At 55.9% G+C, this 26,082-nt stretch carries 24 protein-coding genes; 6 read left to right on the top strand and 18 right to left on the bottom strand.

Going from position 1 to position 26,082, the window contains the following annotated elements:
* Nucleotides 1–58: 58 nt before the first annotated feature.
* The 11 genes from ACR0BU_RS12370 to ACR0BU_RS12320 all read right to left on the bottom strand — a co-directional run bounded on the left by ACR0BU_RS12370 (nt 59) and on the right by ACR0BU_RS12320 (nt 12,600).
* On the bottom strand, nt 59–1,561 hold the full coding sequence (locus ACR0BU_RS12370; protein ID WP_480737608.1) for an aldehyde dehydrogenase (NADP(+)): 1,503 nt from the start codon (nt 1,559–1,561) through the stop codon (nt 59–61).
* Between the two features lies 1 nt (nt 1,562).
* Nucleotides 1,563–2,471, bottom strand: a complete 909-nt coding sequence (locus ACR0BU_RS12365) for a dihydrodipicolinate synthase family protein (RefSeq protein ID WP_480737606.1) — start codon at nt 2,469–2,471, stop codon at nt 1,563–1,565.
* A gap of 3 nt (nt 2,472–2,474) precedes the next feature.
* Complete coding sequence (locus tag ACR0BU_RS12360) at nt 2,475–3,650, bottom strand: L-rhamnonate dehydratase (RefSeq protein ID WP_298935154.1); 1,176 nt, start codon at nt 3,648–3,650, stop codon at nt 2,475–2,477.
* Nucleotides 3,651–3,660: 10 nt separating this feature from the next.
* Entirely contained in the window at nt 3,661–4,665 is a 1,005-nt protein-coding gene (locus ACR0BU_RS12355) for a 4-hydroxythreonine-4-phosphate dehydrogenase PdxA (protein ID WP_480737604.1), read from the bottom strand.
* The gene (locus ACR0BU_RS12350; protein WP_480737603.1) at nt 4,662–5,624 is read right to left on the bottom strand and encodes a YncE family protein; all 963 of its coding nucleotides are present in this window, start codon (nt 5,622–5,624) and stop codon (nt 4,662–4,664) included. Before ACR0BU_RS12350 ends, ACR0BU_RS12355 begins: the two co-directional genes overlap by 4 nt.
* Nucleotides 5,625–5,746: 122 nt before the next feature.
* Entirely contained in the window at nt 5,747–6,892 is a 1,146-nt protein-coding gene (locus ACR0BU_RS12345; protein ID WP_480737601.1) for a substrate-binding domain-containing protein, read from the bottom strand.
* Nucleotides 6,893–6,976: 84 nt separating this feature from the next.
* Nucleotides 6,977–8,104: an ABC transporter permease gene (locus ACR0BU_RS12340; RefSeq protein WP_298935158.1), complete on the bottom strand. Its 1,128-nt coding sequence runs from the start codon at nt 8,102–8,104 to the stop codon at nt 6,977–6,979.
* Between the two features lie 11 nt (nt 8,105–8,115).
* Nucleotides 8,116–8,877 carry an ATP-binding cassette domain-containing protein gene (locus tag ACR0BU_RS12335; RefSeq protein WP_298935159.1) on the bottom strand — a complete coding sequence of 254 codons (762 nt, stop codon included), beginning with the start codon at nt 8,875–8,877 and terminating at the stop codon, nt 8,116–8,118.
* A gap of 120 nt (nt 8,878–8,997) precedes the next feature.
* A complete protein-coding gene (locus ACR0BU_RS12330) occupies nt 8,998–10,044 on the bottom strand; it encodes a substrate-binding domain-containing protein (RefSeq protein WP_298935160.1) in 1,047 nt (348 codons plus the stop codon).
* A 19-nt stretch (nt 10,045–10,063) separates the two neighbouring features.
* Nucleotides 10,064–11,083, bottom strand: a complete 1,020-nt coding sequence (locus tag ACR0BU_RS12325) for an ABC transporter permease (RefSeq protein ID WP_299080482.1) — start codon at nt 11,081–11,083, stop codon at nt 10,064–10,066.
* Nucleotides 11,084–11,094: 11 nt separating this feature from the next.
* Nucleotides 11,095–12,600 (bottom strand): sugar ABC transporter ATP-binding protein, encoded by a 1,506-nt coding sequence (locus tag ACR0BU_RS12320; protein WP_480737598.1) that lies wholly within the window; start codon nt 12,598–12,600, stop codon nt 11,095–11,097.
* Nucleotides 12,601–12,727: 127 nt separating this feature from the next.
* Here ACR0BU_RS12320 and ACR0BU_RS12315 point away from each other — a divergent pair, with 127 nt between their 5' ends.
* Nucleotides 12,728–13,777: a LacI family DNA-binding transcriptional regulator gene (locus ACR0BU_RS12315; protein ID WP_480737596.1), complete on the top strand. Its 1,050-nt coding sequence runs from the start codon at nt 12,728–12,730 to the stop codon at nt 13,775–13,777.
* Between the two features lie 613 nt (nt 13,778–14,390).
* Here the strand turns inward: ACR0BU_RS12315 and glnT are convergent.
* From glnT to ACR0BU_RS12285, 6 genes are all read right to left on the bottom strand, one after another.
* Nucleotides 14,391–15,719 carry a type III glutamate--ammonia ligase gene (gene glnT, locus ACR0BU_RS12310; protein ID WP_300073781.1) on the bottom strand — a complete coding sequence of 443 codons (1,329 nt, stop codon included), beginning with the start codon at nt 15,717–15,719 and terminating at the stop codon, nt 14,391–14,393.
* Between the two features lie 78 nt (nt 15,720–15,797).
* Nucleotides 15,798–17,126, bottom strand: coding sequence for an FMN-binding glutamate synthase family protein (locus tag ACR0BU_RS12305; RefSeq protein ID WP_480737783.1), 1,329 nt, complete (start codon nt 17,124–17,126; stop codon nt 15,798–15,800).
* Nucleotides 17,127–17,146: 20 nt separating this feature from the next.
* A complete protein-coding gene (locus tag ACR0BU_RS12300) occupies nt 17,147–17,830 on the bottom strand; it encodes a GltB/FmdC/FwdC-like GXGXG domain-containing protein (protein WP_300073779.1) in 684 nt (227 codons plus the stop codon).
* Nucleotide 17,831: 1 nt separating this feature from the next.
* Nucleotides 17,832–18,761, bottom strand: coding sequence for a class II glutamine amidotransferase (locus tag ACR0BU_RS12295; RefSeq protein ID WP_480737594.1), 930 nt, complete (start codon nt 18,759–18,761; stop codon nt 17,832–17,834).
* A 146-nt stretch (nt 18,762–18,907) separates the two neighbouring features.
* Nucleotides 18,908–19,123 (bottom strand): hypothetical protein, encoded by a 216-nt coding sequence (locus ACR0BU_RS12290; RefSeq protein ID WP_298935167.1) that lies wholly within the window; start codon nt 19,121–19,123, stop codon nt 18,908–18,910.
* Nucleotides 19,124–19,134: 11 nt separating this feature from the next.
* Nucleotides 19,135–20,508: an ammonium transporter gene (locus ACR0BU_RS12285; RefSeq protein ID WP_298935168.1), complete on the bottom strand. Its 1,374-nt coding sequence runs from the start codon at nt 20,506–20,508 to the stop codon at nt 19,135–19,137.
* Between the two features lie 340 nt (nt 20,509–20,848).
* On the opposite strand from ACR0BU_RS12285, the gene ACR0BU_RS12280 reads away from it, so the two are divergent.
* The 5 genes from ACR0BU_RS12280 to ACR0BU_RS12260 are packed head-to-tail and all read left to right on the top strand — an operon-like array spanning nt 20,849 to nt 25,201.
* The gene (locus ACR0BU_RS12280; protein WP_480737592.1) at nt 20,849–21,994 is read left to right on the top strand and encodes an aminomethyl transferase family protein; all 1,146 of its coding nucleotides are present in this window, start codon (nt 20,849–20,851) and stop codon (nt 21,992–21,994) included.
* A 55-nt stretch (nt 21,995–22,049) separates the two neighbouring features.
* Nucleotides 22,050–22,646, top strand: coding sequence for a dimethylamine monooxygenase subunit DmmA family protein (locus ACR0BU_RS12275; RefSeq protein WP_480737590.1), 597 nt, complete (start codon nt 22,050–22,052; stop codon nt 22,644–22,646).
* A complete protein-coding gene (locus ACR0BU_RS12270) occupies nt 22,643–23,605 on the top strand; it encodes a PDR/VanB family oxidoreductase (RefSeq protein WP_299080505.1) in 963 nt (320 codons plus the stop codon). The genes ACR0BU_RS12275 and ACR0BU_RS12270 overlap by 4 nt, the downstream gene beginning before the upstream one ends.
* Nucleotides 23,606–23,618: 13 nt before the next feature.
* Nucleotides 23,619–24,686: a heme-dependent oxidative N-demethylase family protein gene (locus tag ACR0BU_RS12265; RefSeq protein ID WP_480737588.1), complete on the top strand. Its 1,068-nt coding sequence runs from the start codon at nt 23,619–23,621 to the stop codon at nt 24,684–24,686.
* A gap of 8 nt (nt 24,687–24,694) precedes the next feature.
* The gene (locus ACR0BU_RS12260) at nt 24,695–25,201 is read left to right on the top strand and encodes a GNAT family N-acetyltransferase (RefSeq protein ID WP_298935173.1); all 507 of its coding nucleotides are present in this window, start codon (nt 24,695–24,697) and stop codon (nt 25,199–25,201) included.
* Here ACR0BU_RS12260 and ACR0BU_RS12255 read toward each other — a convergent pair.
* A complete protein-coding gene (locus tag ACR0BU_RS12255; protein WP_299080511.1) occupies nt 25,179–25,835 on the bottom strand; it encodes a helix-turn-helix domain-containing protein in 657 nt (218 codons plus the stop codon). The two genes, ACR0BU_RS12260 and ACR0BU_RS12255, sit on opposite strands and share 23 nt — an antisense overlap.
* Between the last annotated feature and the right edge of the window lie 247 nt (nt 25,836–26,082).

Raw genomic sequence — 26,082 nt, 5'->3', positions numbered from 1 at the left:
AACCACCACCTTTGGGCAGAAACTAGACCACCTTGTTCCCGGTCACAATCTCAGAACTTCAGCCCTGCAACTCGTTGGGTAATAGAGCCGCTGGCATGTTCTGATAGCTTACTGGCCGCAACCAGCGCGCGATGCCCAAAGTGCCGACCGAGGTCGCGCGGACATCGGTGCTGGCCGGGTACGGCCCGCCATGCATCATGGATGAACACACTTCGACACCTGTCGGGAAACCGTTGGCCAGCAAACGGCCCGCCTTCTCTTCCAGCACCGGCATCAATTCACGGGCCAACGCTTCATCAGCTTCATCCATGTGCAAGGTCAGGGTCAGTTGTCCCTCCAGGCACTCGGCAAGCGCCCGCATTTCATCAGGGGTCTCGCACCGAACGATAATGCCCGCTGCGCCAAATACCTCGTGTTGCAGCTTAGGGTTTGCCATCCACTCCTTGGCGTTGACCTTGAACAAGGCCGGAACAGCCGAGCGACTGTCAGTTACAGCGTCGCAAGAGGTGACCTCGACCATAAGCTCGCGAAATTCACGGACACCCTTTTCATAAGCATCGTGAATGCCGTCTGTCAGCATCTTCTGCTCGGCGGTTTCGTTCAGCGCGTTGACACAAGCCGATTCCAGAGCATCTGCATCTGATCCCTTTAGCATGACCGCTACGCCTGGATTGGTGCAGAATTGCCCTGCCCCCATCGTCAGCGACGCCGCCCAGCCCGCGCCAATCTCTGCTGCACGTGCGGCCATCGCCTCGGGCAGGCAGAACATCGGATTGACCGAACCCAGCTCGCCATAAAACGGGATGGGCTGGGCTCGGGCATGGCACAGATCATAAAGTGCCCGCCCCCCGGCCAAGGATCCGGTAAAGCCGACCGCCCGGATTTCAGGATGCTGAACAAGTGCCGAACCAACTTCACGGCCAGAGCCTTGAACGATTTGAAACGTGCCCGCAGGCATATCACATAGTTCGCCCGCCTTGGCGATAGCTTGCGCCACCAGTTCGGCGGTGCCAGCATGTGCGCTGTGACCCTTGACGATAACGGGACAACCAGCGGCCAGTGCCGATGCGGTGTCGCCACCTGCTGTCGAAAAGGCGAGCGGAAAATTCGACGCACCAAACACGGCCACGGGGCCGATTGCTTTGTGCGTCAGGCGCAGATCAGGACGGGGGAGTGGCGTCCGATCAGGAAGTGCGCCGTCTTTGCGGATATCAAGATATCCTGTCTCTTCAATCAGATCGGCAAACATACGCAACTGGCCCGTCGTACGGCCGCGCTCGCCGATGAGCCGCGCATCGGGCAGGCCGGTTTCTGCCATACCGGTCTCGGTGATCTCATCGCCGAGAGCATCCATTTGATCCGCTATTGCGCGCAGGAATGTGGCGCGTTCGGTACGTGATTTTCCGGAATAGGCACGAAAGTCACGGCGGGCGGCCTGGCAAGCTTCGTCGACCTGCGCTGCGGTCGCCTGTGCAAAGCTTTGCCCGCCCAGATCATCAGACGCGCGCAGATTGTCGGACCCGACCCATGTGCCGTCGATCAGGTTTTTTCCAAGGATCATCTTATTTTCCCCATTTCAGGACCAGTGGGTCCAGCGGTTTCAGAAGGTCTATCAGCCGGTCACGAATGGCCGGTTGCAGCGGATCAATCGGGTGGCGACAAAATTCGGATCGGATCACGCCACCTTCGACCATCGCGGCCTTGCAGGACTGCCAACCGCATTGCCGGTTTTCGTGGTTGATCACCATCGCCACGCGCCCATAAGCGTCAGTCGCCTCATCAATGCGGCCAGCGTGGTGATGGATAATCACGGGTTTGATCTGATCAACGATCATTCCGGATGTCATGGAACCGGTTGCACCGGCATCCAGATCAGCCAGCAAAGTGATGCCCTCTTCGCCGTCAAACGGCGCTTCAATTACATCACCACCTGAGGCAATCAATGCCCGTAGCTTATTGGCCGCGCGAGGACACTCGATCTTGAACAGCTTCACCATGTCAATTTCCTGAGCCATCTGCACCAACAACGACACGGGTAGATCAACACCTGAGAGCGGCGCATCCTGTACCATAATTGGGATACCGACTTCACCCACAGCCGCGAACTGATCAAAGGTCTGCTGCGCGTTCCCTTTCAAAAGCGCCCCGTGATAAGGCGGCATCATCATGACAATGTCCGCGCCAAGGTCTTTCGCAAACTTAGCGCGTTCGACAGCGATCTGCGTGGCAAAATGACTGATCGTCACAATCATCGGCACGCGCCCGGCGACATGTTCCAAGCTTAGCCGGGTTAAGGTTGCACGTTCTTCGTCTGAGATCAGAAACTGTTCCGAAAAATTCGCCAAAACACAGATCCCGTCTGCGCCCTGATCGATCAGGCAATCCAAAACACGCTTCATCCCATCAAGATCAAGTGTACCGTCATCATTGAACGGCGTTGGAGCGACGGGCCAGATGCCAGTGTATGTCATGGGCTACTCCGTTATCTCGAAATGTTTCAGATGCTTATCCGTGATCTCAATCCCTAGGCCTGGCTTGTCGTCATCCAGATCAATGAAGCCGTCGACCGCATCTGGATCACCTTCGAAGATGTAATAGAACAGCTCATTGCCAACCTCGACATCAAAGACGGGGAAGTATTCGCTGATCATACAATTCGCATTTGCCATGGTCAGGTGGTAATTGTGCATCTGTCCGGCATGAGGGATGACCGGCACTTGGAACGCCTCGGCGATCGCGTTGATCTTTTGCGCCGCCGTGATGCCCCCTACACGGTTGGTGTCATATTGCAGGACCGAGACGGCTTTTTTCTCGATCAGATCCTTGCAACCGATAACCGAGAATTCATGCTCCCCGCCCGAGATCGGCACGATATTCATTGCGTTCAGATCGCGGTAACCTTCGACATCGTCGGCAATCACCGGTTCTTCCAGCCACCGAGGTTCGTATTTGGTCAGCTTCGGAAGCATACGTTTGGTGTAGTCGAGGTTCCAACCCTGATAACATTCCAGCATCAGATCCGCGTCATATCCAATGACTTCGCGCACCGCCTCGACACGCTTCAGGTTTTCGCGCATGCCGGGCATTCCATCCTTGGGCCCCCATCCAAAGCGCATTTTGTAGGCGGAATAGCCGTGCTTTTTGGCCTCTTCAGCCTCAGCCTGCATGGACTCGACCGGGCCGGAATAAAGCTTGGAGTAATAGACCGGGATCTTTTCCTTGGTCCGCCCGCCAAGCAATTTGAAAACAGGCTTGCCCACAAGCTTGCCCATCAGATCCCAAATCGCCAGATCCACCGCCGAGATCGCTGTCATCCCGATGCCCTTGCGTCCCCAGGCGTGGCTGCGGCGGTACATTTTTTCCCACAGATAAGCATAATCGAACGGATCTTCCCCAATCACCATGGGCGCAAACCAATCATCGATGGCCTTCTTGACCACTGTCGGCGCAAGTGCCGCATTGCCAATGCCGACGGTGCCGTCCTCGGTTTCAATTTCGCAGGTCAGCCATTGGTGAAACCGGAAAGAGGACATTGCGTCGCCCTTATCCCAAAGTGCGTCTGACGCGTTGGTGCAGAAGTTGCCCGTGGGTGGTACCGTGGGTCCGGTCCAGTTCCAGACGCGGGTGCGCACGGCTTTAATTTTGGTCATCTCAGTCTCCTCAGGCCGCGCCACGATCGGCGCGATGTGTCTTGGCCATCCGCACCAGCAGATCAAACGCCTGCCGTGTAGCGCTCGGGTTGGCCTTGTTCTGTCCGGCGATATCAAAGGCAGTGCCGTGTGCTGGGGTCGCCACTGGAATCGGTAGCCCGCCCGCAACAGTTACACCGCGCTCAAACCCCATCAGCTTGATCGCGATCTGGCCTTGATCGTGATACATGGTCACAACCGCATCAACCTCGCCCCGCTGAGCCTTGAGAAACACGGTGTCCGAGGGCCATGGCCCTGTCACGTTCATCTGTTTTTCCTGCGCCTTGCGGACGGCAGGTTCAAGAATGTCGATCTCTTCCCGACCAAATTTGCCGTTGTCGCCTGCGTGCGGATTCAGCGCCGCTACCGCGATGTTGGGACGAACCTTGCCCGCCTTGCGCAGGGTGTCATCGGCCAGATTGACGGCCTTTAGTATCCTGTCTTCGGTAATGTTGGCCGCGACGTCTTTTAGCCCGATATGAGAGGTCACGCGCGTGGTCATCAGCTCATCCAGAACATTAAGTTCCGAGTGATACCCCTCATGACCCAGATACCGCGCCATATAGCGATGCTCATCCTCGGCGTTCAGCCCGGCGCCCGTCATCGCCGCCTTGTTGAACGGGCCAAAAAGGATGCCGTCCACCCGTCCCGCCATTGCCAGATCCATCGCCTTGTCGAGACAGCGCAGGGATGTGGTGCCACTTTCAACCGTCACCTTGGCGATTTTCACGTCCTCGGGTGCAATTGTGTCCAGCTCCAGATGGGAAAGCCCATGTTGATCCGTCACCTCACACACCGTGTTCAAAGGGACCTCAAGATCAGCTTGTTCTGCGCCGCGTTGCCACAAATGGCTGTCGCCGACCAGCACGATATCGGCAGCATCCTGAACGCCATCCTGATTTAGCAGCTTGGCGATGAGTTCTGGCCCGATCCCGGACGGATCGCCAGGAACAATTGCGATGCGAGGTTTGATCATGCCACACCCTCCCAGTATTTTGAAAATCCGTCGGGCAGGATGACCATCACGTCTGGCTCCTTGCCCGTGTCAAAGGTCTGCACCACCTCGAATGTATCAAGGTTGAACCGCTGCACCTGCTCGCAATCAATCGCGATATAGGCGAAGGCGGCCTCGTTATCGATACACAGGGCCAGCGGATTCGCCGGCGTTTTCTGTTCGTGCAGCATCTCACCCGTCGCTTCGTCAAAAACGGAAAACGAGCCGCCAAAATGGTTCATCGTCACGAGGCGATTGCGCTTTTCGTCATAGTAAATACGGCAGGGGTCATCCGGTGTTGGGAAAGTACGCTCGACTTCCAGCGTTTCGGTGTTGATGACGGCTACGGTGTTGGAAATCCGTTGTGAGGTATAAAGCGTGTGTGCTTCTTCTCGCAGACATCTCCCCTCGGGTTTCTGCCCGGTCTTGATTGAGATCGGCGATACTGACACATCGTAGGGGTTGAAAACAGTCACATCGCCAGAGGTCAAATTCATGGAATAAGCCGTGTGCCCATCTTTGGTGAGGGCAAACAGATGACACTTGGTGCCGCCCGTCGGCGTGATATGATCCCATCCCTGATCGAAGGCGCGCGGGTTTTCCTTGACTAACAGATGACCTGTCCATTCCGACAGCACGTATAACCGCCCCTGCCCGTCCAATCCGATCCCATGTGGGCGGGCATGTTCGCCCAGATCGTAGGTGTGCACGATTTCCTGTTTGTGGATATCAATCACGATGACCGACCGACCCTCGGTACCCTCGATACCGGAATTCTGCACCCCGTAGTGACCGACATAAGCGTACTGGTAATCATCGTCGACCACGAACTCATGGGGAAAATGTGGCAGGTCCAAACGACCCTGACGGGCACCCGTTTGAATATCATACCAGCTTACGCAATGGCTGCACTTTTCGATCAGCATCATGGATTGCGCCATTTTGAACCCCTTTCCGAGTCATCAAACCTATTCTATGTGACCGGTCACATCGTTATGCGTCGCGCCGTAAATCGTCAATCCCAAATTCAGTTTGGGCGGGGATGTCCCCGCCCAGCCCGAGGTCAACGCTCCAGAGCGCCCACGCCTGAGAACCGAAACGCTTCCTGTTCCAGCGCATCCAATTCGTCTGGGTTCATCTGGTCATGTGCGACCGTAATCCGGCCCAGAAAAACAAAAGGCAGCTCGTCCTGACGGCCTTCCATATGCGCCTTGATGGCCTCAGCCGTGGCGGCACCAACATCGTCGCCCATGCGCATCGGGGTTGCATCCAGTTCGCCGCGACGGATGGCGTCCAGCTCAAGACCTGTACCGCCCCAACCGGTCGAGAAGACTTCTTTCTCTTTGCCAGCTGCAACCTGTGCCTCGACCGAACCCATCGCCATCGCCGTGTTTGCGTTGTGGATGATCGTGGCCTCAGGATACGCCTGCAGGATCAGGCTAGTGCCCTCAAAACCACCTTCGCGCTGGTACTCACCATAGTGTTCATAAACGGTAGTCCAGTTGCCCTTATCCTCAACACAGGCCTTGAAATCGCCCGAGCGCTGATCGTCAGTGATCCCCGGAATACCCCGGTTCATCGCCATGGTCACGTCATTGCCCAAGCGTTCCAGCATGTAGTCGCACATGGTCAGCGCACCCGCGGCCGAGCTGAAATCGAACCATGCATCCGGCTGGTTTTCCAGATCCTTGGGCGGCGTGTGAAAGGCCCAGACGAAGGTGGCAAAGCCGTCGCTAGCCGACATCTTGTCGATGTTGTCTGCCTGAATGGCCAATTCCGATGGGCCAAAAATGACGAAATCATATAGATCCGCATCTTGAACCACCTGATTGGCATAAGTTGACTGCAGGCTGTGTTCGATCTGACGGCTGGCAAATTCTGTGGTGTCGTATTCGATCCCCAACTCGTCCAGGCGTTTGATCATCGCCAGATAGTTGCGCGCCCAGAAATCTGACGTATCCGCCGAAGGGTAGATCAAAGCGATCTGCAACGGCCCGTCCTGCGTGCCTGAATACTTTATCGCTTCAGCCCCGGTCGTGGCTTGCAGCGCTTCCAGCTTGCCGTCGGCATTTACCTCGCCCGGAACCCAGTAGTCCCGATCTGCGATACCGGGCAGCTCTTTCAATGGCAGGTTGCCTTCCGCCAAGGCAGCAGCAGCACACAGGCAAAATGCGCTTGTCGTCAGTAAGGCTTTGTTCAATTGTTTCACGGTAAGTCCTCCCTTTCGCGAACATTGTGGGGTCTTGCAGGTGCGTCGGGACTCCTACCTCCCGGCGCACCACTTTTGTCTGCCTTAGCCGCTTGGCGCAGGCTCGGTTGCCAGGCCCGCCCCAAGGGCCAACAACAGGATCAGTGCACCGATCAGCGCAGCCGAGAACCGCAGCAGCTTCTGCGCCTCTTTGCTGCGCAGTGCGGCCATCAAGCCATGTGCACCGTCCCGGTCTTTCTTTTGCATCCACGTGTACAGAGCGACCGAGCTGACGATGACCACACCCGAAGCGACGGATTGCCAGAAGAACTCGATCCGCAGCGTTACCAATGCGTTGATCATCATCGACAGCAGAAGCACACCGGCTAGCGAACCCAGCATTGACGCCCGTCCGCCGAACAGAGAGGTGCCGCCCACAACAACCGCCGCGATGACGTGTAGGTTGAAATACGGCGCTGAAGTTGCCTGGATGGCGTTCAGTTTTCCGGTCAGCATCACACCCGCCATCGCCGCCGCCGCACCCATCAGCACATATGCATAGATTTTGTGGCGATCGACCGCGACACCAGTCATTTCACTGGCTTCGGGGTTTGAACCAATGGCGATGGTGTAACGCCCGAAATAGGTGCGGGTCAAAACCACATAGCCGACAGCCATGGTGAGTAAGCCCAAAATCACTGGGATCGGGATAAATCCGGGGATTTGCCCACGCCCAATATCCGTAATCAAGTCGGGGAACCGAGCAAGCACCAGACCTTTTGCGATGACGAGCGCGAGGCCACGATACACCAGGTCCATAGCCAAGGTGCCGATCAGGTCCGGTACCTTGAACCGAGTAATCACGAGGCCGTTGATCAGACCCATGATCGCCCCCATGACGATAGCCAATGGCACTGCCACCCATGCGGGAAAGCCGTACTGCTTGATCAAAAAGGCCATAAGAATGGCTGAGAACGCTGCAATGGATCCAATAGAGAGATCAATCCCGCGCTGGGTGATAACAAAGGTCATCGCCATAGCCATTGGCATATACAGCGCCGCGTCCAGTAGGATCAGGTTCAGGTTTGTGGCGCGGAAATACCGTGCAGGTTCGGCGATACCCATGAAGATAAGGATTGCCAGGATCATCACCATTGGACCGATGAAGGCCAGATACGGCTCGAGCCGGTCCATGATGGTTTTATGTTCGGGGGTGGTGGTGGTCGCGGACATCTTGCTCTCCTTCACGCGGCCGCATCCTGAGCGCCGACGATCAGGCCCAGGACGTCTTGAACGGAACTATCCGCGGTTTTGACAACGCCAACAGCGCGGCCCCGGCGTTGCACGTGAATGCGGTCGGACACTTCGAAGACATCATCCAGCGAGTGCGAAATCAGGATAACCGCCAGCCCCTGTTCTCGAAGCGACTTGATCAGCTTCAGGGTTCGGGCTGTTTCCTGCGGACCCAACGCGGCAGTGGGCTCATCCATCACCAGCAGGCGCAGGTCTTCGTGGTACACCGCGCGCGAAATCGCGACGGCCTGACGTTGTCCGCCAGACAGGCTTTCCGTCATCACGTCCATTGACCTCAAACGCACGCCTAAACGTTCTTCCAGAACCCGGGCAGCCTCGGTCTTCATGCGTTTATTGTCCAGAAACGCCATGCCCAGGACGTTCTTGGTCAGTTCGTTTCCCAGGAACATATTGGCGGCAGGCGACAGATGATCCGCCAGCGCAAGTGTCTGGTAAACCGCGTCAATCCCGTTAGCGATTGCGTCCGAGTGGCTGGACATCTCCAACCGCTGACCGTCCATCAAGATCCGCCCTTCGGTCGGCTGGTGAACACCGGTCAGGATCTTGATCAACGTCGATTTTCCCGCCCCGTTGTCACCAACGATGGCCAAAACTTCACCGGCATACGCGGTCAGATCAACATCCTGCAGCGCCGTGACGCCGCCAAAGCGTTTGGTTATTCCCTGCATTTGAACCAATGGCTGATCGCTCATGGCTTCCTCCTTTGCGCAAAGCTTCACCATGGCGGTCAAAAGACCGGTGTGATGGCTTTGCGCTGTGTCATCTCTTTGGAAGGCAGCCCCGCCCCTGAACGGCAGAGGCTGCCAGAGTGGTTACTTGCCCCAGATCGTCACGTAAGCATCGCGATATGGGCTGTCGGGGTCGAACTGGTTGCTATCACCCAGCTTGGCCAGACCTTCCTCGGTCACCAGCGCGGGCGACGTCACATAGCCCGAGCACGGCTCGCCCTGAATGGCGCGGTTCAGCTCATCCACAAGCTGCCAGCCCTGCAGGTTCAGCGGTTCGGCCACGGTAATGGTCTGATAACTGCCACTGCGAATACGCTGGAACGCAGCCTCGGACCCATCGCCGGCCGAGCCAGCCTGCGGGCCGTCATCCGACGAAATTCCTGCGGCCGCCAGTGCAGGCCCCATGAAGTCGAAATACAGGTCATTGATCGCCAAAGCGTGCGTCCACTGATCTCCGTATTTCTGCAGAAGGCTGGTGGTCAGCGGCCCCATCCGGGCTGACGTATCAGCAATGGGCGTGTCGACATATTCCAATACCGTGCCACCTGCGGCCTCGATGGTTTCTTTGATGCGATCGGCCTTGTCGATGGCAATCTGATAGGTGGAGTCCGTAAAGATGATGGCCCCGACCGCATCCCCACCATCATTCATCGCCCATTCCGCAGCAACTTCGGACACGGTCATCGCATCGGTTGAGACATTGGCAAAGATACCGCCCGGTGCGTCGCAGCCGATCTTGGGGCCTGAGTGCCATGCGACCATCGGAATGTTCGCATTCACAACGCCTTCCAGCGCAGCCTGCTGTTCGACGGCGTCGAAGCCATTGATGATGATCCCGTCCGGTTGCAAGGCCATTGCCTGACCGATGGCACCTGTGCGGCCCTGAATGGAACCGGCGCCGTCCAGCACGCGGACTTCCCAGCCGATGGCTCCGACAGCTTCCTCGACACCATTGGTGACGCCCAGAATACCGCCGTTTTTCAGATCCCCTGCAACGACGACAATCGACTTGCCCTCGGCAGCTTTGGGGCCGCTTGTAGGTCCGTCAAAAGCGGTCTCGGCCATGACCGGTACACCCAGCCCCGTCAGCAGGGCGGCGGCGGATACCGCCATAAAAGTCCGTTTCAGCATAATCTCCTCCCTTATGCTTTTACTTGTTGGCGCCTTTGCGGCGCTGAGCGTAACCGGCAATCCCGATCGCAATCAGCAGCGTGACACCGTTGAACATCGGCTCGACCCAGAAGGATCCACCGAATTGCTGAATGCCCGAGATACCGACAGCCAGGATCGCGACACCCACAACTGTTCCCCAAACATTCACGCGTCCCGGCTTGATGGTGGTGGACCCCAAGAAGGCCCCGACCAAAGCAGGTAACAGGAATTCAAGACCGACCGAGGCTTGCCCGATCCGTAGTTTCGATGCCAGCAACACCCCGGCAAATGCGGTGATCAGGCCCGATGACATAAACGCGCCAATGACAAACTTTCGCGTTGGAATACCGTTCAGCTGCGCGGCGCGCTGGTTGGCACCGATTGCATACAGATATCGACCGATGGGCGTGTATTCCAGAATCAGCCACATCGCGACGGTGATGCCCAGCACATAAAAGCCGGTGATCGGCAGGCCGAACACAAAGGTGCCGTTGATGGCGTAGAAACTATCCGGCAACGCGCCGACCATCTGACGACCTCCCGTGTGCCACAGCGCCAGCGCGTACAGCACAGTGCCCGTGCCAAGCGTGGCAATAAAGCTGTCGATCTTTGCGACTTCGACAAGCAAACCGTTCAGGAAACCGGTGAACAAACCCAATGAGAGAACGATCGCAACTGCAATTGGCCAGGGGATACCAAACGTCGTCTGCAATGAGATCGCCAGAATGTGCCACAGTACGATCCCATACCCCACCGTCAGGTCAATACGTCCGGCCGCCATTGGGATCATGGCCCCAAGCGACAACAGCGCAATAATGGCCTTGTCCGAAATGATTGCCCGCAAATTCAGGAGTGTGGGAAAGGTATTGGGCAATAGGACCGAAAACAGAATGATCAGGAATCCGGTCAGCAGCACCAGCCCATAGACCGGAAGAAAGCGCAGTATCCGTGTTCTGAGCGAAGCGTTCTTCAACTCGGCCTTGGTAGGTTCCAGCGCATTGGATTCAAGCGATTGCATATTCGTAGTCCTTAACTCGCAACGGCGTTCGAGGCCGAGGCGGCTTGTATGAGATTTTCTGTGGTCAGCTCAGTACCCATCAATTCACGCACGATCTGCCCTTGGCTGAAGACAATGGCCCGGTGACAGATGGCTGCAACTTCTTCAAAATCGGTCGAGACCACGATGATCCCGACGCCACCTTCCATTGCCCGATTCAATAACGCATAGATTTCCGCCTTGGCGCCGACATCGACGCCTGCAGTAGGATCCTCGCAGATCAACAAATTGCGTTTTGTTTCCAACCATCTGCCGATCACAACCTTTTGCTGGTTTCCACCGGAAAGGCTTTCAATGGCCATGGTTTGATCATTCGGCGACAACGCGACATCCGCACCCACGCGGGCGGCGTTTTCTGTTTCTGTACGGTGGCTCATGAAAGATAGCAGTGTTCGCCCGAAGGCCGCGGGATTCAGGAATGTGTTCTCCCGGATGGTCAGCGACATCGCCACGGACTCCTCGGTCCTGTCCCGGGCAACCAGCCCGATCCCAGACGCCATAGCTGCTTGGGGAGAGGATAGATTGGGCGCTTCGCCACGCAGGGTGATCTGCCCATCGAACATTTCGGCCCCAAACAATGCACGAGAGACGTTTTCGTGCCCTGCCCCGCGCAGGCCAACCAGCCCCACGATCTCATTCGATTGCAGCTGGAAACTTACATTGTGAGCCGCGTCCATATTCAGGCCGCTGACCTGCAGGATGGTCTCGCCCGGCGGGTTGTCGGGCTTGATCACCTGGCGTGTCTTTCGCCCGACGATCATGTAAACAAGCTCTTCCGGCGTTGTATGATCAATGCTGCGCAACCCAACCAACTCACCATCGCGCAAAACCGCCACGCGGTCCGCGATCTGAAAAATCTCGTCCAGCCTATGCGATACATAGATCATGCCCACGCCCTGCTCTTTCAGCGGGCGCAGAGCTTCGAACAAGCGCTCAACCTCGTCTGCGGGCAGCGACGCGGTGGGTTCGTCCAGTACAAGATAGTCGCAATCCACCGCCAAGGCGCGGGCAATGGCGACAAGCGATTTCTCGGTGCGCGAAAGATCCTGAACACGAGTTGTTGGATCAAATTCGCATCCAACCTTATCCAGCGCTTGTTGGGCAAACTCATTCACTGTCCTCCAGTTGATAAGACCGTTCTTCCGAGAGTAGCCGAGCGCCAATGCAATGTTCTCCGCGACCGTCATCCATTCGATCATCCCCAAATCTTGGTGAATGAACGCAACTGACTGACGCTCTCCAAAATCGCCAGGGCTGTGTTCGTATGGGTGACCATCGATCAGAACCCGACCTTCGTCGGCTTTGTGAATGCCACCAAGGATCTTGATGAGAGTGGATTTCCCGGCCCCGTTTTCACCCAACAAAGCAACGATCTCGCCGCGTTCAATGTTCAGGGATACATCGCGCAAGGCATAGGTGCCTCCGAAATGCTTCTTTATCCCATCAAAGAACAGATTGCTTTGTGCAGTGCCGGGCACTGTGGCCTCCTCCCAGATCGCGGTAACCCTGATGCTCCTCAACAACGTGTTGAGTTACCCGTAACGTTACGTTAGCATTCTCGCAGCCCACTTGGTTGTCAACAAAAAAGAGTTACCCGTAACGTAAATGAGCGACGATCCGGATAAATCTAATAGAAACAATAAAATAAGCCTGGCCGAAGTGGCCAAGGCTGCAGGCGTCTCCAAGATGACTGCAAGTCGAGTCTTGCGAGACGAAGGAGGTTTTTCGGAAAAGACACGTGCCAAGGTCATGGTAGAAGTCGATCGCTTGGGATACCTGCCGAATCGCTTGGCGACCGTGTTTGCGGGTGGCAAGAAATCGACGTTTGTCGGCGTCAGCATCCCGGAATTGGGCAATGAAATCTTCGCTCAGGTGCTCGAGGGCATTGACCGCAAACTGGGGGCATTTGGCCATCAGACGGTTCTGGGCCTGACCGAGCACGAAATCGACCACGAGGAAAAGTGGATCGAAACCGTTCTGTCCTGGCAACCTGCCGGGTTGATCGTCACCGGACGCTCACACAGCCCCAAAGCCATTCAAATGCTGCGCAGTGCAGGCATTCCCTTGGTGGAAATCTGGGACTTCAATTCCAGCCCATTGGATATGTGCGTTGGCCTGAATCACTTTGATAGCGGTTACAGCATGGGGCGCTACCTTGCCGGGATGGAGTACCGAAAGTTTGGATATGTTGGCACGTCGCATGACGTCGCCAATGCCGCGACAGCGCGGCTGAACGGGTTCTCCAAGGCAATTGAAGACGCAAATGGGCGGCTTGAAAAACAACTTTTGCTCAAGGATACCCCTGGCTTCTACACTGGTTTTTATGGGACCGAGCAGCTTTTGGCGGCCCATCGCGACATCGAAGCCATTTTCTATCAGAACGACAACATGGCCATTGGCGGCCTGCAATACACCCAGAAGATTGGTCTTCGCGTGCCGGATGACATCGGTATTGCAGGATGGGGCGACTTGCCTATCTCGGCAATTCAGCCATACCGGTTGACATCTATCGCTGTGCCACATCTGAAAATCGGTCAAATCGCCGCCGAGATGGTTTTAGCGCAGATAAACGGAGAGCCCGTGAAATCCGCCAAAGACGTCGGGTTTAGGCTCATTCCTGGTAGCACGGTCTTGAAGCCTACAGCTGGCGCGTAGCAGTTTTCATAGCCGCTAGTCTAAGCCACTGATCCGACGCTGAATCGACATCACCCGAGCCATGAATGGCTACATCTCCAGATTTGGACCCGCAAGCGCGGACGTCTCAGCAGTGCGCGGCGGCGTGATGTTGAATGGCTCTATACCGATCCGGGCTAACCGCGACATACGCCTGAATCGAGAGCTTCTACAGCAACCTGCGCGACGAGTTGCTCAAAGAGGAGCTGTACGACAGCCTGGACGGTGCATTGGTCACTACGATATTGCCTCCGGTCGGGCCGAATTTGGGCGGCTGGATTATTGCAGAAGGTAGTCTTGCAGCCGTAGAAAGCGCTCAGTTTCTTGTGTCACTTGGCTTTGCCCAGTTGGACCAATCAAAGATCTACTGTTTTACAGTTTCCAACAATAAACGCGTCGTTCAATTTCGTGACGGGTAACGATACACGATGCAGGTAATGTCGCCACGCGTTGGAATACACTGAAGAAGCGTAACGGCGTTTCACCCGGCATATGCCGGAAATTCAAAACACTCATCGAGCAACCGATGTGGATTGATCGCAGAGAACAGGGCCGCAGTTCAACCCGCGGCCCCAATTCCGCCACCTGAATTTGATCAGATATCCAGCGTGTGTTCTTTTTCCCAACGTGAAAAATGTGACACGAACGAGTTCCACTCCTGATGTTTCATCTTCAGGAATGCGCTCGAGAACTCCTGACCCATCATCGCCTTCAGCTCGGTGTCCTTGTCATAGTCACGCAGGGCGTCGAGCATATTAAGCGGCAGCTTCGGCGCGTCGGTCACGGTGTGGCCCTCAGCATACATGTCGATATCATACCGCCGCCCCGGATCTGCCTTACTGCGAATGCCGGACAAGCCAGCGGCGATGATGACTGCCTGCAGCAAATAGGGGTTAGTTGCCCCATCAGGCAGGCGCAACTCGAAACGGCCAGGCCCTGGCACCCGGACCATGTGGGTACGGTTATTGCCTGTCCAAGTCACCGTGTTCGGAGCCCAAGTCGCGCCCGACATGGTACGCGGCGCATTGATGCGCTTGTAAGAGTTCACGGTCGGGTTGGTGATGGCCGCCAATGCGCTGGCGTGCTTCATGATCCCACCCAAAAAGTGCTTGCCCTGTTCGCCCAGGCCAACTTCACCAGTTGGGCCATCGCCGTCACCCGCAAAGACGTTGGTTTTTGCGGCATCACCCGGCGCATCCCAGACCGAGATATGGGCATGACAGCCGTTGCCGGTCAGACCTTCGACCGGTTTTGGCATAAACGTGGCGCGCAAACCGTGCTTTTCAGCCACGGATTTGGTCATGAACTTGAAGAAAGAGTGCTTGTCAGCGGTACGCAAGACATCGTCAAACTCCCAGTTCATCTCGAACTGGCCATTGGCGTCTTCGTGGTCGTTTTGATACGGGCCCCAGCCCAGTTCCAGCATGTAATCGCAGATCTCGCGCACAACATCATAACGGCGCATCACCGCCTGTTGATCATAGCAGGGTTTCTCGGCGGTATCGAACGGGTCGCTGATCTGCTCTCCATCCGGGGTCAGCAGAAAAAATTCTGCCTCGATCCCGGTTTTGACATGCAGGCCTTCGCTTGCCGCTTCGTCAATCAGTCGGCGCAGCACGTTACGCGGCGCCTGAGCGACGTCCTTGTCTTCCATGACGCAGTTGCCCGCAACCCAGGCCACCTCGGGTTTCCAAGGCAGTTGTATCACAGAAGATGGATCCGGCACCGCCAGCATGTCGGGATGGGCCGGGGTCATATCCAGCCAGGTGGCGAACCCGGCAAACCCAGCGCCGTCTTCCTGCATGTCAGCGATCGCCTGCGCAGGAACCAGTTTAGCCCTCTGCCCACCGAACAGGTCGGTGAACGAAATCATGAAGTATTTGACGCCTTTTTCTTTTGCGAAAGCTGCGAGATCTGTCGTCACGATTGCTTTCCTTTCCCTGTTGTTTTTCGATTTTCAAAGCAAAACGCGGCCCCCATGAGGGAGCCGCGCAGCATCAATTCAGAACCCTTCCTTGCCGGGGTACCAACTGGTTCCCGCAAGTGGCACGCGCGCCATCGCGGCCGCCTCCATTGTCAACGCGCACAGGTCTTCGGGTTCGAGGTTGTGCAAGTGATTATGTCCGCAGGCGCGCGCAATGGTTTGAGCCTCCAGTGTCATCACCTTCAGGTAGTTGCGCAGCCTCCGCCCGGCCTCAACCGGGTCCAGACGCGCTGCCAGATCTGGATCCTGTGTGGTGATGCCAGCCGGATCCTTACCTTCGTGCCAATCGTCATAGGCACCGGTGGTTGTGCCCAGTTTTTGATATTCTGTTTCCCACTTCGGGTCGTTGTCACCAAGGGCCACCAATGCGGCGGTCCCGATGGCCACTGCATCTGCACCCAAGGCTAACGCTTTGGCTACATCGGCCCCGGTACGAATACCGCCCGAAATCACCAACTGCACTTCACGATGCACCCCCAGATCCTGTAAGGCCTGAACGGCGGGGCGGATGCAAGAGAGCGTAGGCAATCCGACATGTTCGATGAAAACATCCTGTGTAGCAGCGGTACCGCCCTGCATCCCGTCCATCACCACCACATCAGCCCCTGCCTTCACCGCCAAAGCGGTGTCGTAATACGGCCGCGTGGCGCCAACCTTGACGTAGATTGGCACCTGCCAATCGGTGATTTCCCGCAGTTCGAGGATCTTAATCTCCAGATCGTCCGGACCAGTCCAATCCGGGTGGCGACAGGCCGAGCGCTGGTCAATGCCCTTGGGCAGGGTCCGCATGTCGGCGACACGGTCAGAGATTTTCTGACCCAGCAGCATGCCGCCGCCACCTGGCTTGGCGCCTTGACCGACGACAATCTCGATCGCATCCGCCTTGCGCAGGTCATTTGGGTTCATGCCATACCGCGAGGGGAGGTATTGATAGACCAGTTTGTTGGAATGGCCGCGCTCTTCTGGGGTCATGCCACCGTCGCCGGTTGTGGTTGACGTACCAGCGGCCGAGGCGCCCCGACCAAGCGCTTCTTTAGCGGGGCCGGACAAGGCACCAAAGCTCATACCGGCAATCGTGACAGGAATATCCAGCAAGATCGGTTTTTTGGCAAAACGCGTGCCCAAAGTGACGGATGTATCGCAGCGCTCTCGATACCCCTCTAACGGGTAGCGGGAGACTGACGCGCCCAGAAATAGCAGGTCGTCAAAATGCGGCACCTTCCGTTTCGCCCCACCGCCGCGGATGTCATAGATGCCCGTAGCCGCAGCACGTCGGATTTCTGCATTGATCGGGTTTGAAAATGTCGCCGACTGGATCGGCAGGGTGCGGGGGATTTGATCGTCCATATCTTTCATACCCTTCTTCCTCAGTAGGCGGCTGATTTGTCGACATCAAAATTATAAAGCTGACGAGCTGAGCCATAGCGTTTGAACTCTTCAGGTTTGGCATCAGAGCCTGCGCGATCCAACAGGTCCTTCAAAATCTCAAAATGCTCGGGCCGCAATTCCTTTTCGATGCAATCCGCGCCCAGACTTTTGACCGAACCCCTGACAAACAGGCGGGCTTCGTACAGTGAATCTCCCAACGCGTCGCCTGCATCGCCGCACACAACCAGATTTCCGGCCTGCGCCATGAAGGCAGACATGTGCCCGATATCGCCGTGAACGACGATGTCGATGCCCTTCATCGAAATACCGCAGCGCGAGCTTGCATTCCCCTTAATCACCAGCAACCCACCGTGGCCCGTAGCCCCGGCATATTGGCTGGCATCGCCATCAATGATCACCTGACCGGACATCATGTTTTCGGCGACGCCGGGCCCTACTGATCCTTCGACCTTTATGGTCGCCTGCTGGTTCATGCCTGCACAATAGTAGCCAGTGGACCCTTTGACAGTCACCTCAATCGGCGCGTCCAGCCCGACTGCAATGGCGTGGCTTCCCTTGGGGTTTATCACTTGCCAATTTGTCTGGTTTGTCTCGCCGCTCTGCTTTTGCAGGGTCGAGTTCAGGCCCCGCAGCCCTTCTGCTTCAAGGTCATAGGTCTGCATTTCAGGCCGCCTTCTCTTTGGATGTAGGGCTGTCATTGTGGGACCAGAAATAGACCGTCGCCGGTTCGGGTTCCCAAACACGTGCATCTTCGATACCGGGCAAATTCACCAACGCGCGATACTCGCTGCCAAAGGCTACATATTGATCTGTCTCAGCCATAACGGCCGGCTTGCAGGCAATCGGATCGCGAACAACGCCAAAGCCATCTTTGGTGCCCACAACAAAGGTGAAAAAACCGTCCAGATCATCCAGGCTCGATTGCAGTGCTTCACCCAAAGTGGCGCCGTTCATCATTTTCCATGTCAGATAGGCAGCACCGACCTCGGTGTCGTTCTCGGTCTGGATGGTCACACCCTCGCGGCGCAACTTGCGACGCAAAGAGTTATGGTTGGACAGCGACCCGTTATGAACCAGACACTGGTCTGATCCTGTGTTGAACGGATGCGCACCCATTGTTGTCACGGCGGACTCTGTCGCCATGCGAGTGTGCCCGATCCCATGAGTTCCGGTCATGCCGCTCAGGTTGAAGCGGTCTGCAACATCTTTGGGCAGGCCTACCTCTTTGTAGATCTCGAGATTCTCACCCCGGCTCATAATGCGCACAGAAGGCCGAATTTCGGCTAGGATGGAGCGTGCGGCTTCAAATTGCCCTGCGGGGATGTCCAGCACCGTATGCGTGTCATTATCCGTCTGCGTCACTGCCACGCCCAGGCCTTTGCCCAACTCCTCGGCTAACCCGACAAAGTCACTATCGGCATTGGGGGATTGGACCGTGATCTTGGTTTTCCCAATAGAATCTTCACCATAAATGGCAATTCCGGCGCTGTCTGGTCCCCGATCTGTCATCGTGATCAGCATGTCTGTAAGCATATTGCCCAGTTGGGGCGCAAGAGACTGGTCTTTGAGGAATAATCCAACAATTCCGCACATGGCTGGCAGATCTCCTTGTGTGTTTCATTATGATTCGACGCTACCAACAAAATCGGGGGACATCAATAATCATAGGAAAATAATTTTCCTGAGAGGCAATGGGCGGAATGTCGATTTTCCGCCCATTGCTGGTTTTCAAATCGAGGTCAGTATCGCTCTAACTGCGCCTTCACCTTCTCTTCGTCGCCAGTGTGGCGCGCCTTTTCGAGGTGCTCGGCTTCCCGGACAAACTGGATGCGATGCCAGCCGATCCAAAAGATCACACCGATGATGACCATCAGAACCTCATAACCCTGAAAGGGATAGATTGGTCCAACTTCGGCCAGGTCAACGGCCCAGTCTGAATATCCATTCGTAGACATAGTGTTCTCCCTCACTTCGCCGCCACGCCACGGGCTGCAAGTTCTTGTTTGTCAGCCTCGATAATTGCTGCTTTGGCGTCCTCGTAGGCATGATGTTCAGCATAATCGAGGCCCTGCAGCTCGACTTCTTCAGGGATGCGCAGAACGCCTGCTGCGGCCTGCATCTTTGCCACGATCCAACCAGGCAGAAAGCCCAGAACGAAGAACATGATGATTGCGCCCGTGATCTGGCCGATCGGATTGATTGCTGCATAGCCTTCATACGGCGAAGACGGCACGCCCCACAGGACAAAACCAGAAATCACCAATCCGACTACCCCTGCATAACCATGCACCGCAACAGCTCCAACCGCGTCGTCCAGTTTGAACCGGCGTTCGACCCAATAGTGCAGTTTGTACACAATCACGACACCAATAGCGGCAATGATCATCGCCTGAATCGGGTGGTACAGATCATTTCCTGCCGAAGCGGTGATAATGCCAGCAAGTCCACCAGAGAAGGTCCAGAACGCATCACCTTTCGAGATCACATAAGCCGCCATCAACCCGCCAGACAGCGACATCAGGAAATTGAAAGTGATCGCCGACAGCGTCGTGGGTGCCAGATAGATGTTGGTCGCAGTCCAGGTCGCTCCGGTAATTTGACCATCGATTACTTCGGGCGAAATTACAGGGACGTTACATGCGGCGTAGAAGCCCCAGAACCCGGTGTAAATCAGAAAAATTCCGATGGTCAGCAGCCATGGATTGTGGGGGGGGATATCACGGGGCGTGCCATCCTTGGCGAATTTGCCCAAGCGCGGACCAAGCACCATTATGACGCCCAACGCGTAACCACCAGCAATCGCGTGGATAACTCCCGATGCATATGCATCGTGATATCCCAGTACGCGCACCATCCAGCCTCCATAATGCCAACCCCAAGCCGCATCGATGATCCAAAAAACCGATCCAATCAGAACTGCGTGCACCCAAAGGGCCGAAGATCTGATCCGCTCGATCACAGATCCAGAAACAATCGAGGCAGCGGTCCATGAGAACAGCAGGAATGCGGCCCAGAAAACACCCGTGATTCTATCACCCAGATTTGTGGCCATCGTATCGGCCCAAGGCAAATTCGCAGCACCTGCTTCAGTGTCCAGACCGCCCCAGAACGGAAAGTTCGGAAAGGCCCAGTAGATCCACCATCCGAACAAGAAGAACGTGACCGTCACCAACGGAATGATCATGATGTTTTTCATCAATGTGTGCATATGGTTACGAGCACGGCTGGCGCCGACTTCGTACATGCAAAAGCCCACATGGATGAGGAACATGAAAACGACCGTTACCCAGTAATAGAACTCGGTAAACACGGTCGTGAGCGCGTTTAGATTACCATCCACTTCTCAGTCTCCCTATTGTTGCAGCAGAAGGCGTCTCTGCGGACACTTTCCTGCTGGGAAATATTATCCACTCAGGGGACAATTTCGTTGATCACCTGTCAATAGATATGTGGGGCAAACATCTTTTAGAGTGGTGTCGCATCGGTGTTCCAGAGGGTTGAATTTAGCCGTAACCTCTTGCTAAGTAACAGATTTTGAGTTCGCCGCACTCCCTGATCAGGGTACAAAATTTGAAGGCAAATATTCCCATCAGGAAAAAAATCTGCACTGAGGTGTTGATTTTCGATCTGACATCGGCCTCAATATGGCCAACAAAAGCAACCAACGGGAGACCTGAACCATGGCCATTCTTTGGAGGACGTCGGCCCTTGCGCAGCGCCACGCCGAAATCGGCGGTGAGCTTGAAGACTGGAATGGAATGGGGACCGCATGGTTCTACGACGACAGCCCGGAACGTGCCAAAGCCGATTACGAAGCCATCCGCACCAAAGCCGGTCTGATGGATGTCTCGGGCCTGAAAAAGGTTCATGTCGTGGGCGAAGATGCGGCCTATGTCATTGACCGAGTCACCACGCGTAATGTGGAAAAGATCATGCCGGGTCGGTCGACCTATGCGTCAATCCTGAATGCCGAAGGCAAGTTTGTTGATGACTGCATCATTTATCGCCTGTCGGTGAACACCTGGCTTGTGGTGCACGGCACAGGAACGGGCATGGAGCAGTTGACATCGGTGGCGGCAGGCAAGAACTGCTCGATCATTTTTGACGACGACATGCATGACATGTCGCTGCAGGGACCAGTGGCCGTTGATTTCCTGGCCAAGCATATCCCCGGAATTCGCGATCTGGCGTATTTCGGCATCATACAGACCAAACTCTATGGCTGCCCGGTTATGATTTCGCGGACCGGTTACACCGGTGAGCGCGGGTATGAGATTTTCTGCCAAGCTAAACACGCGGTGCATCTGTGGGATAGCATTCTGGCCGAGGGTAAGGATATGGGCATCGTCCCGGTCCAATTCTCGACGCTCGATCTGCTGCGCACTGAAAGCTATCTTCTGTTCTATCCGGGCGACAACTCGGAAACCTACCCGTTCGACGGCGAAACCTGCGGTGATACGCTTTGGGAGCTGGGCCTGGAATTCACCGTTTCACCCGGGAAAACCGGCTTTATCGGGGCCGAAAACCACTATGCCTCGCAAGGCAAAGAGCGGTTCAAGATCTACGGCGTCAAGCTTGACGGCACTACGCCGGCGGATGAAGGCGCGGACCTGCTTCAAAACGGCGAAAAGGTCGGCGTCGTGACCTTCGGCATGTATTCCGAAATCAACGGGCACAATGTCGGCATCGCGCGGATGCCGGTCGCCTGTGCTTCACCCGGCACCAAGCTGACAGTGCGCAACGGTGATGGGACAGAAATAGCAGCGACTGCGGAAGAGATGCCGTTCTACGATCAGGACAAATCGATCAGAACCGCAAAGGGCTGAGTTTCAGGGGGCGCGACGGACATACCGTGGCGCCCTTCTCCTATTTGAGGGCACAATGTCAAAGTTCGAATTTCCCAAGTCAATCGCAAGCCGCCCGGTCTGGGGCACGCTAGAGGTTCGCCAGGGCGAACATCATCTCATGATCGCCGAGGCCGAAGGGGCCGAAGCCATTCTTGCCATCGCGACACCCGACCTGATGGCCAAAACCCATCTGATCTACATTCCCAAGGGAACGGATTACGTTGAGCGACTGCAAGCACTGAATCCCGCGCAGTTCTACGAAGGTCCGTCCTACGAGGCCTCGCTGCAGCGCATTCGCCGTGTGTTGGAAGACGCGCATATGGGGTTGCAGGTTTATCTGACCGGCACCGAAGGTATGATGGGGCAGGCCATGAACGAAGTGATGGCTGTTGGCCTGCCGCACACCGCAATCCAGACCGAACACCGCGGTTCAGTCGCGCGCCGCATGCAATGCGTGCACTGTAAGGGCATTACCGAAGACGTCGAGATTGACCCCTATGTCTGCGCGCATTGCGGATTGAACCTGTTCGTACGCGATCACTATTCCCGCCGCCTTGCCGCCTATCAAGGGGTTCGTGTCGACGCTGAAGATCATGGCAACGTGCCCGAGCCGAAGGGGATTTACGAATGAGCGGTGCCGAAAAAATTCAGGTCAAAGTGACCGAAATCACCCCGCTAAACGAGTTGGTGACGCGGTTCCGGTTTGAACGCGTCGACGGAGGGCAATTGCCAACTTTTTCGGGCGGGGCGCATACAGTGGTCGAAATGCAAGATGGCGGCATCACGCGGCTAAATCCGTATTCGCTTATGTCGGATCCGTTCGATCAGTCGTCCTACACCATCTCGGTGCGACGCGATGATGAGGGTCGGGGCGGATCGCTGTTCATGCATCGTCAGGTCAAGCTGGGCGATGAAATGACCATTAGCTACCCGGTTAACCTGTTCTCGCTGGACTTGCGGGCGCGCAAACATCTGTTTCTGGCCGGTGGCATTGGGATCACGCCTTTTCTGGCACAAATCAAACAGCTGGACGTGCTGCATGGCCATTGGGAATTGCACTATGCCTGCCGTAACCATGCGCTCGCTTCATATGCCGACCAACTTACAGACAGATACCCAAACGAGACGCGACTTTATTACGACGACCAGAGCCAGGCGATTGATCTTAAAAACCTATTAAGCGGCCAGCCTCTGGGCACTCATGTTTACGTCTGTGGTCCCAAAGGCATGATCGATTGGGTGCGCAATACCGCTGCCGCTGAGGGGTGGCCTGTTGACTGCATCCACTACGAAGAATTTCTGGCACCACAACCTGGCAAACCTTTCGAGGTTCGGTTGGCGAAGTCGGATAAGGTTGTCCATGTAGGTGAGAATGAAAGCCTGCTGGAAGCCATTGAACGCGAAGGCGTCGACGCACCTTATCTGTGCCGCGGCGGCGCCTGTGGCCAATGCGAAACCATGGTGTTGGATCACGATGGCAACTTCGTGCATCGTGACCACTGGTTGACCGCTGAAGAAAAAGCTTCGGGCAAGAAGATCATGCCCTGCGTATCGCGTTTCGAGGGCAAGTCCCTCGAGCTGGACCGCTGAGAGGAAGCCCGACATGACCATTCAATTCAACGACGAATCCTTCCGCGACGATTATACGTTCCACAACTCGGACTGGGCGATCAAACGGTTTCCGTTCCCGTTTCACGAAGACAGCTACATGTATTCTGTCAACATGGAGCAGCATCGGGGCGGTCCCGAGGGATCAGTCTATGAGATGCGGTTCGATGTGGACGAGCACTACGTCTCAGAGATGAAAGACCGCGCTATGGTTCTGGATCAGGACCCGCTGCGTTGTCAGTCGCTGCCGCATATGACCTTGGCGGGCTGGGACCTACTGGAACTGATCATGGTCAGCAAATCCGAGGATTACCCGGATTTGTTCGAACTGCATCGCAACGGCAACCAGTGGCGCTGGATCAATAAGCCAATGGGTATTGATCACAGCTTTACCTTCATGGATGAAACCACGCTGCCTTATGGCCCGATGGAGTACATCACCCGGCAGGCGCAAGGTGATTTCGCCGTGCTGGATCAGCGCGACGAGATGCTGTGGATGGACGCCGGCATGGTAACCACACAGGCCGACTGGAGCCTGGATTTCGACATTGGAATGAACTTTTTCGAATGGCATGCGCCAGTTCCGAAAGCCCATGAAATGGGTATTTTCCAGCGGGCCCTGAAGTTCCTGCTGAACATCCAGCAGGGCGCCCCCGCGCGGCGTTTGAACTGGACCATGACCGTAAACCCGCTGCTGGATACCAGCCCGGAAAACTACCACAAGTGGGGTATCCAGAAGACGACTCTGACGCCCGAAAACATCGCCCACAAGCAGCATCTGCGGGTTGAGTTGCAGACGTTCTTCCGTCTGCCGCGCTCCAACGCGCTGGTGTTCCCGATCCGTTGCTATTTGTGCAGTTTTCAGGATCTGATGACGGTGCCGAAATGGGGTCGCCGCCTGCACCGGGTTATTCGTGACCTGCCCGAAGAACTGGCAACCTACAAAGGGTTCATTGATAACAGACCGATGATGCTGGATTACCTCAGCCGGTTTGACGACGGGCTTCCGACCTCACCCGGAATCTGGCCGGATCTGGAAACAGAACCGCCACTGGCGAAGTAGCGGGTGTCATGGCTAGTGTTGAAACTCTGGATAAGGCCCTCTGGAGCGTAGCAGAGGACGACTCTGCTATGTATGACGCGCTTGCTCTGGTGCGGGCGTCTTTTCACTATATGAACGCACGCATCAACCCACCATCATCAATCCACCATCTGACGGTGGAAGGGATGCAAGAGCATTGCCGGGATGGTGGGGAAATCTGGGCTGTCGGCCGACCGTTATTTGGGTGCATGTTCCTGAAACCCAGAGGCGAGAGCCTGTATTTGAGCAAGCTTGCAGTGCAAGACGGGATGCGTGGACAAGGCGTTGGCCGGGCCCTGGTCGATCATGCAGAACGTCGGGCGCTTTCCCTTGGGCTTCCGGCATTGGAGTTGGAAACACGCGTGGAGCTGACCGAGAACCACCGGGTATTTTCAAGGTTTGGATTTACGATCGTAGCTACGGGTACGCACGCCGGATTTGATCAACCCACGGAGTTTGTTTTACGCAAGCCTATCAGTTTGCCTGCGGATAACTGATCACGGAGATGTAGCGCGCGGGCAAACTAACCAACCGTTCCGGACCGTGCGGTGCGTCGGCGTCAAAAAACAGCGTATCGCCAGGCCTGAGTGGATAAATCTGATCCCCGTGGCGATAATCAACCTCGCCTTCCAACATATAGATCGTTTCGATACCGCCATGTTGGAACGTCGGGAAAACGTCGGACTCGGCTGTCAACGTGATCAAGTAGGGTTCGACGATCACTCCAGATCCATTGGCACCGATATGGCCCAACAGGTTGTATTGGTGGTTGGCACGCGTGCCCTCGCGTTCCAGTTCCACACCCTCACCGGCTTTTGTGTGAACGGCTTCCCGGCGTTCTTCGAACTGCCGAAAAAAGCTTGTCAGCGGCACCGACAAGGCATCGGCTAGCAATTGCAGTGTGGTTAACGACGGCGACGTATTGCCGTTTTCGATCTTTGACAGCATACCAATCGACAATCCGGTCAGTTGGGCCAAATCCGCGACGGTGATGTTTTGCTGCTTACGAAAGGCACGTACTTCGCGACCGATGGCAACTTCGAGTACTTTTTCACGTTCGCCTGTCCGAACGGAATGAGGGTCCTGCGTCAGATTTGCCACCACTTCTGTATCGCGTTTTTTCAATTTCATAGGTCCAATGCATTGCTACACGTGTCCGAACTGGTTCTGCAAGCAGGTGCAAGGCATTCCCCTTGCCAATTCGATTTATCTTAGCACCAGTTTTTCCTGATAGTAAAATAATCATGCTGACAGACAAATTAACGGAGCCTGGATTCCTGGCTGTCGGCTAGCTAGCTGACCGTGGTCTTCAAGTTGCTGACTGCAACAAACGCGAGAGATAAGACACAGTCGGCATAGGCTTGATCAGCTCGGTTGC

This window comes from Ruegeria sp. CK2 (assembly GCF_056536585.1).
Note: the sequence above shows the minus strand (reverse complement) of the source record. Positions and strands in the feature narration are given on the sequence as shown.

Coding starts and splice junctions, on each gene's coding strand:
- ACR0BU_RS12370 (WP_480737608.1), bottom strand. CDS start 1,561: ATGATCCTTGGAAAAAACCTGATCGACGGCACATGGGTCGGGTCCGAC.
- ACR0BU_RS12365 (WP_480737606.1), bottom strand. CDS start 2,471: ATGACATACACTGGCATCTGGCCCGTCGCTCCAACGCCGTTCAATGAT.
- ACR0BU_RS12360 (WP_298935154.1), bottom strand. CDS start 3,650: ATGACCAAAATTAAAGCCGTGCGCACCCGCGTCTGGAACTGGACCGGA.
- ACR0BU_RS12355 (WP_480737604.1), bottom strand. CDS start 4,665: ATGATCAAACCTCGCATCGCAATTGTTCCTGGCGATCCGTCCGGGATC.
- ACR0BU_RS12350 (WP_480737603.1), bottom strand. CDS start 5,624: ATGGCGCAATCCATGATGCTGATCGAAAAGTGCAGCCATTGCGTAAGC.
- ACR0BU_RS12340 (WP_298935158.1), bottom strand. CDS start 8,104: ATGTCCGCGACCACCACCACCCCCGAACATAAAACCATCATGGACCGG.
- ACR0BU_RS12335 (WP_298935159.1), bottom strand. CDS start 8,877: ATGAGCGATCAGCCATTGGTTCAAATGCAGGGAATAACCAAACGCTTT.
- ACR0BU_RS12330 (WP_298935160.1), bottom strand. CDS start 10,044: ATGCTGAAACGGACTTTTATGGCGGTATCCGCCGCCGCCCTGCTGACG.
- ACR0BU_RS12325 (WP_299080482.1), bottom strand. CDS start 11,083: ATGCAATCGCTTGAATCCAATGCGCTGGAACCTACCAAGGCCGAGTTG.
- ACR0BU_RS12315 (WP_480737596.1), top strand. CDS start 12,728: ATGAGCGACGATCCGGATAAATCTAATAGAAACAATAAAATAAGCCTG.
- ACR0BU_RS12305 (WP_480737783.1), bottom strand. CDS start 17,126: ATGGACGATCAAATCCCCCGCACCCTGCCGATCCAGTCGGCGACATTT.
- ACR0BU_RS12300 (WP_300073779.1), bottom strand. CDS start 17,830: ATGCAGACCTATGACCTTGAAGCAGAAGGGCTGCGGGGCCTGAACTCG.
- ACR0BU_RS12295 (WP_480737594.1), bottom strand. CDS start 18,761: ATGTGCGGAATTGTTGGATTATTCCTCAAAGACCAGTCTCTTGCGCCC.
- ACR0BU_RS12290 (WP_298935167.1), bottom strand. CDS start 19,123: ATGTCTACGAATGGATATTCAGACTGGGCCGTTGACCTGGCCGAAGTT.
- ACR0BU_RS12280 (WP_480737592.1), top strand. CDS start 20,849: ATGGCCATTCTTTGGAGGACGTCGGCCCTTGCGCAGCGCCACGCCGAA.
- ACR0BU_RS12275 (WP_480737590.1), top strand. CDS start 22,050: ATGTCAAAGTTCGAATTTCCCAAGTCAATCGCAAGCCGCCCGGTCTGG.
- ACR0BU_RS12270 (WP_299080505.1), top strand. CDS start 22,643: ATGAGCGGTGCCGAAAAAATTCAGGTCAAAGTGACCGAAATCACCCCG.
- ACR0BU_RS12265 (WP_480737588.1), top strand. CDS start 23,619: ATGACCATTCAATTCAACGACGAATCCTTCCGCGACGATTATACGTTC.
- ACR0BU_RS12260 (WP_298935173.1), top strand. CDS start 24,695: ATGGCTAGTGTTGAAACTCTGGATAAGGCCCTCTGGAGCGTAGCAGAG.
- ACR0BU_RS12255 (WP_299080511.1), bottom strand. CDS start 25,835: ATGAAATTGAAAAAACGCGATACAGAAGTGGTGGCAAATCTGACGCAG.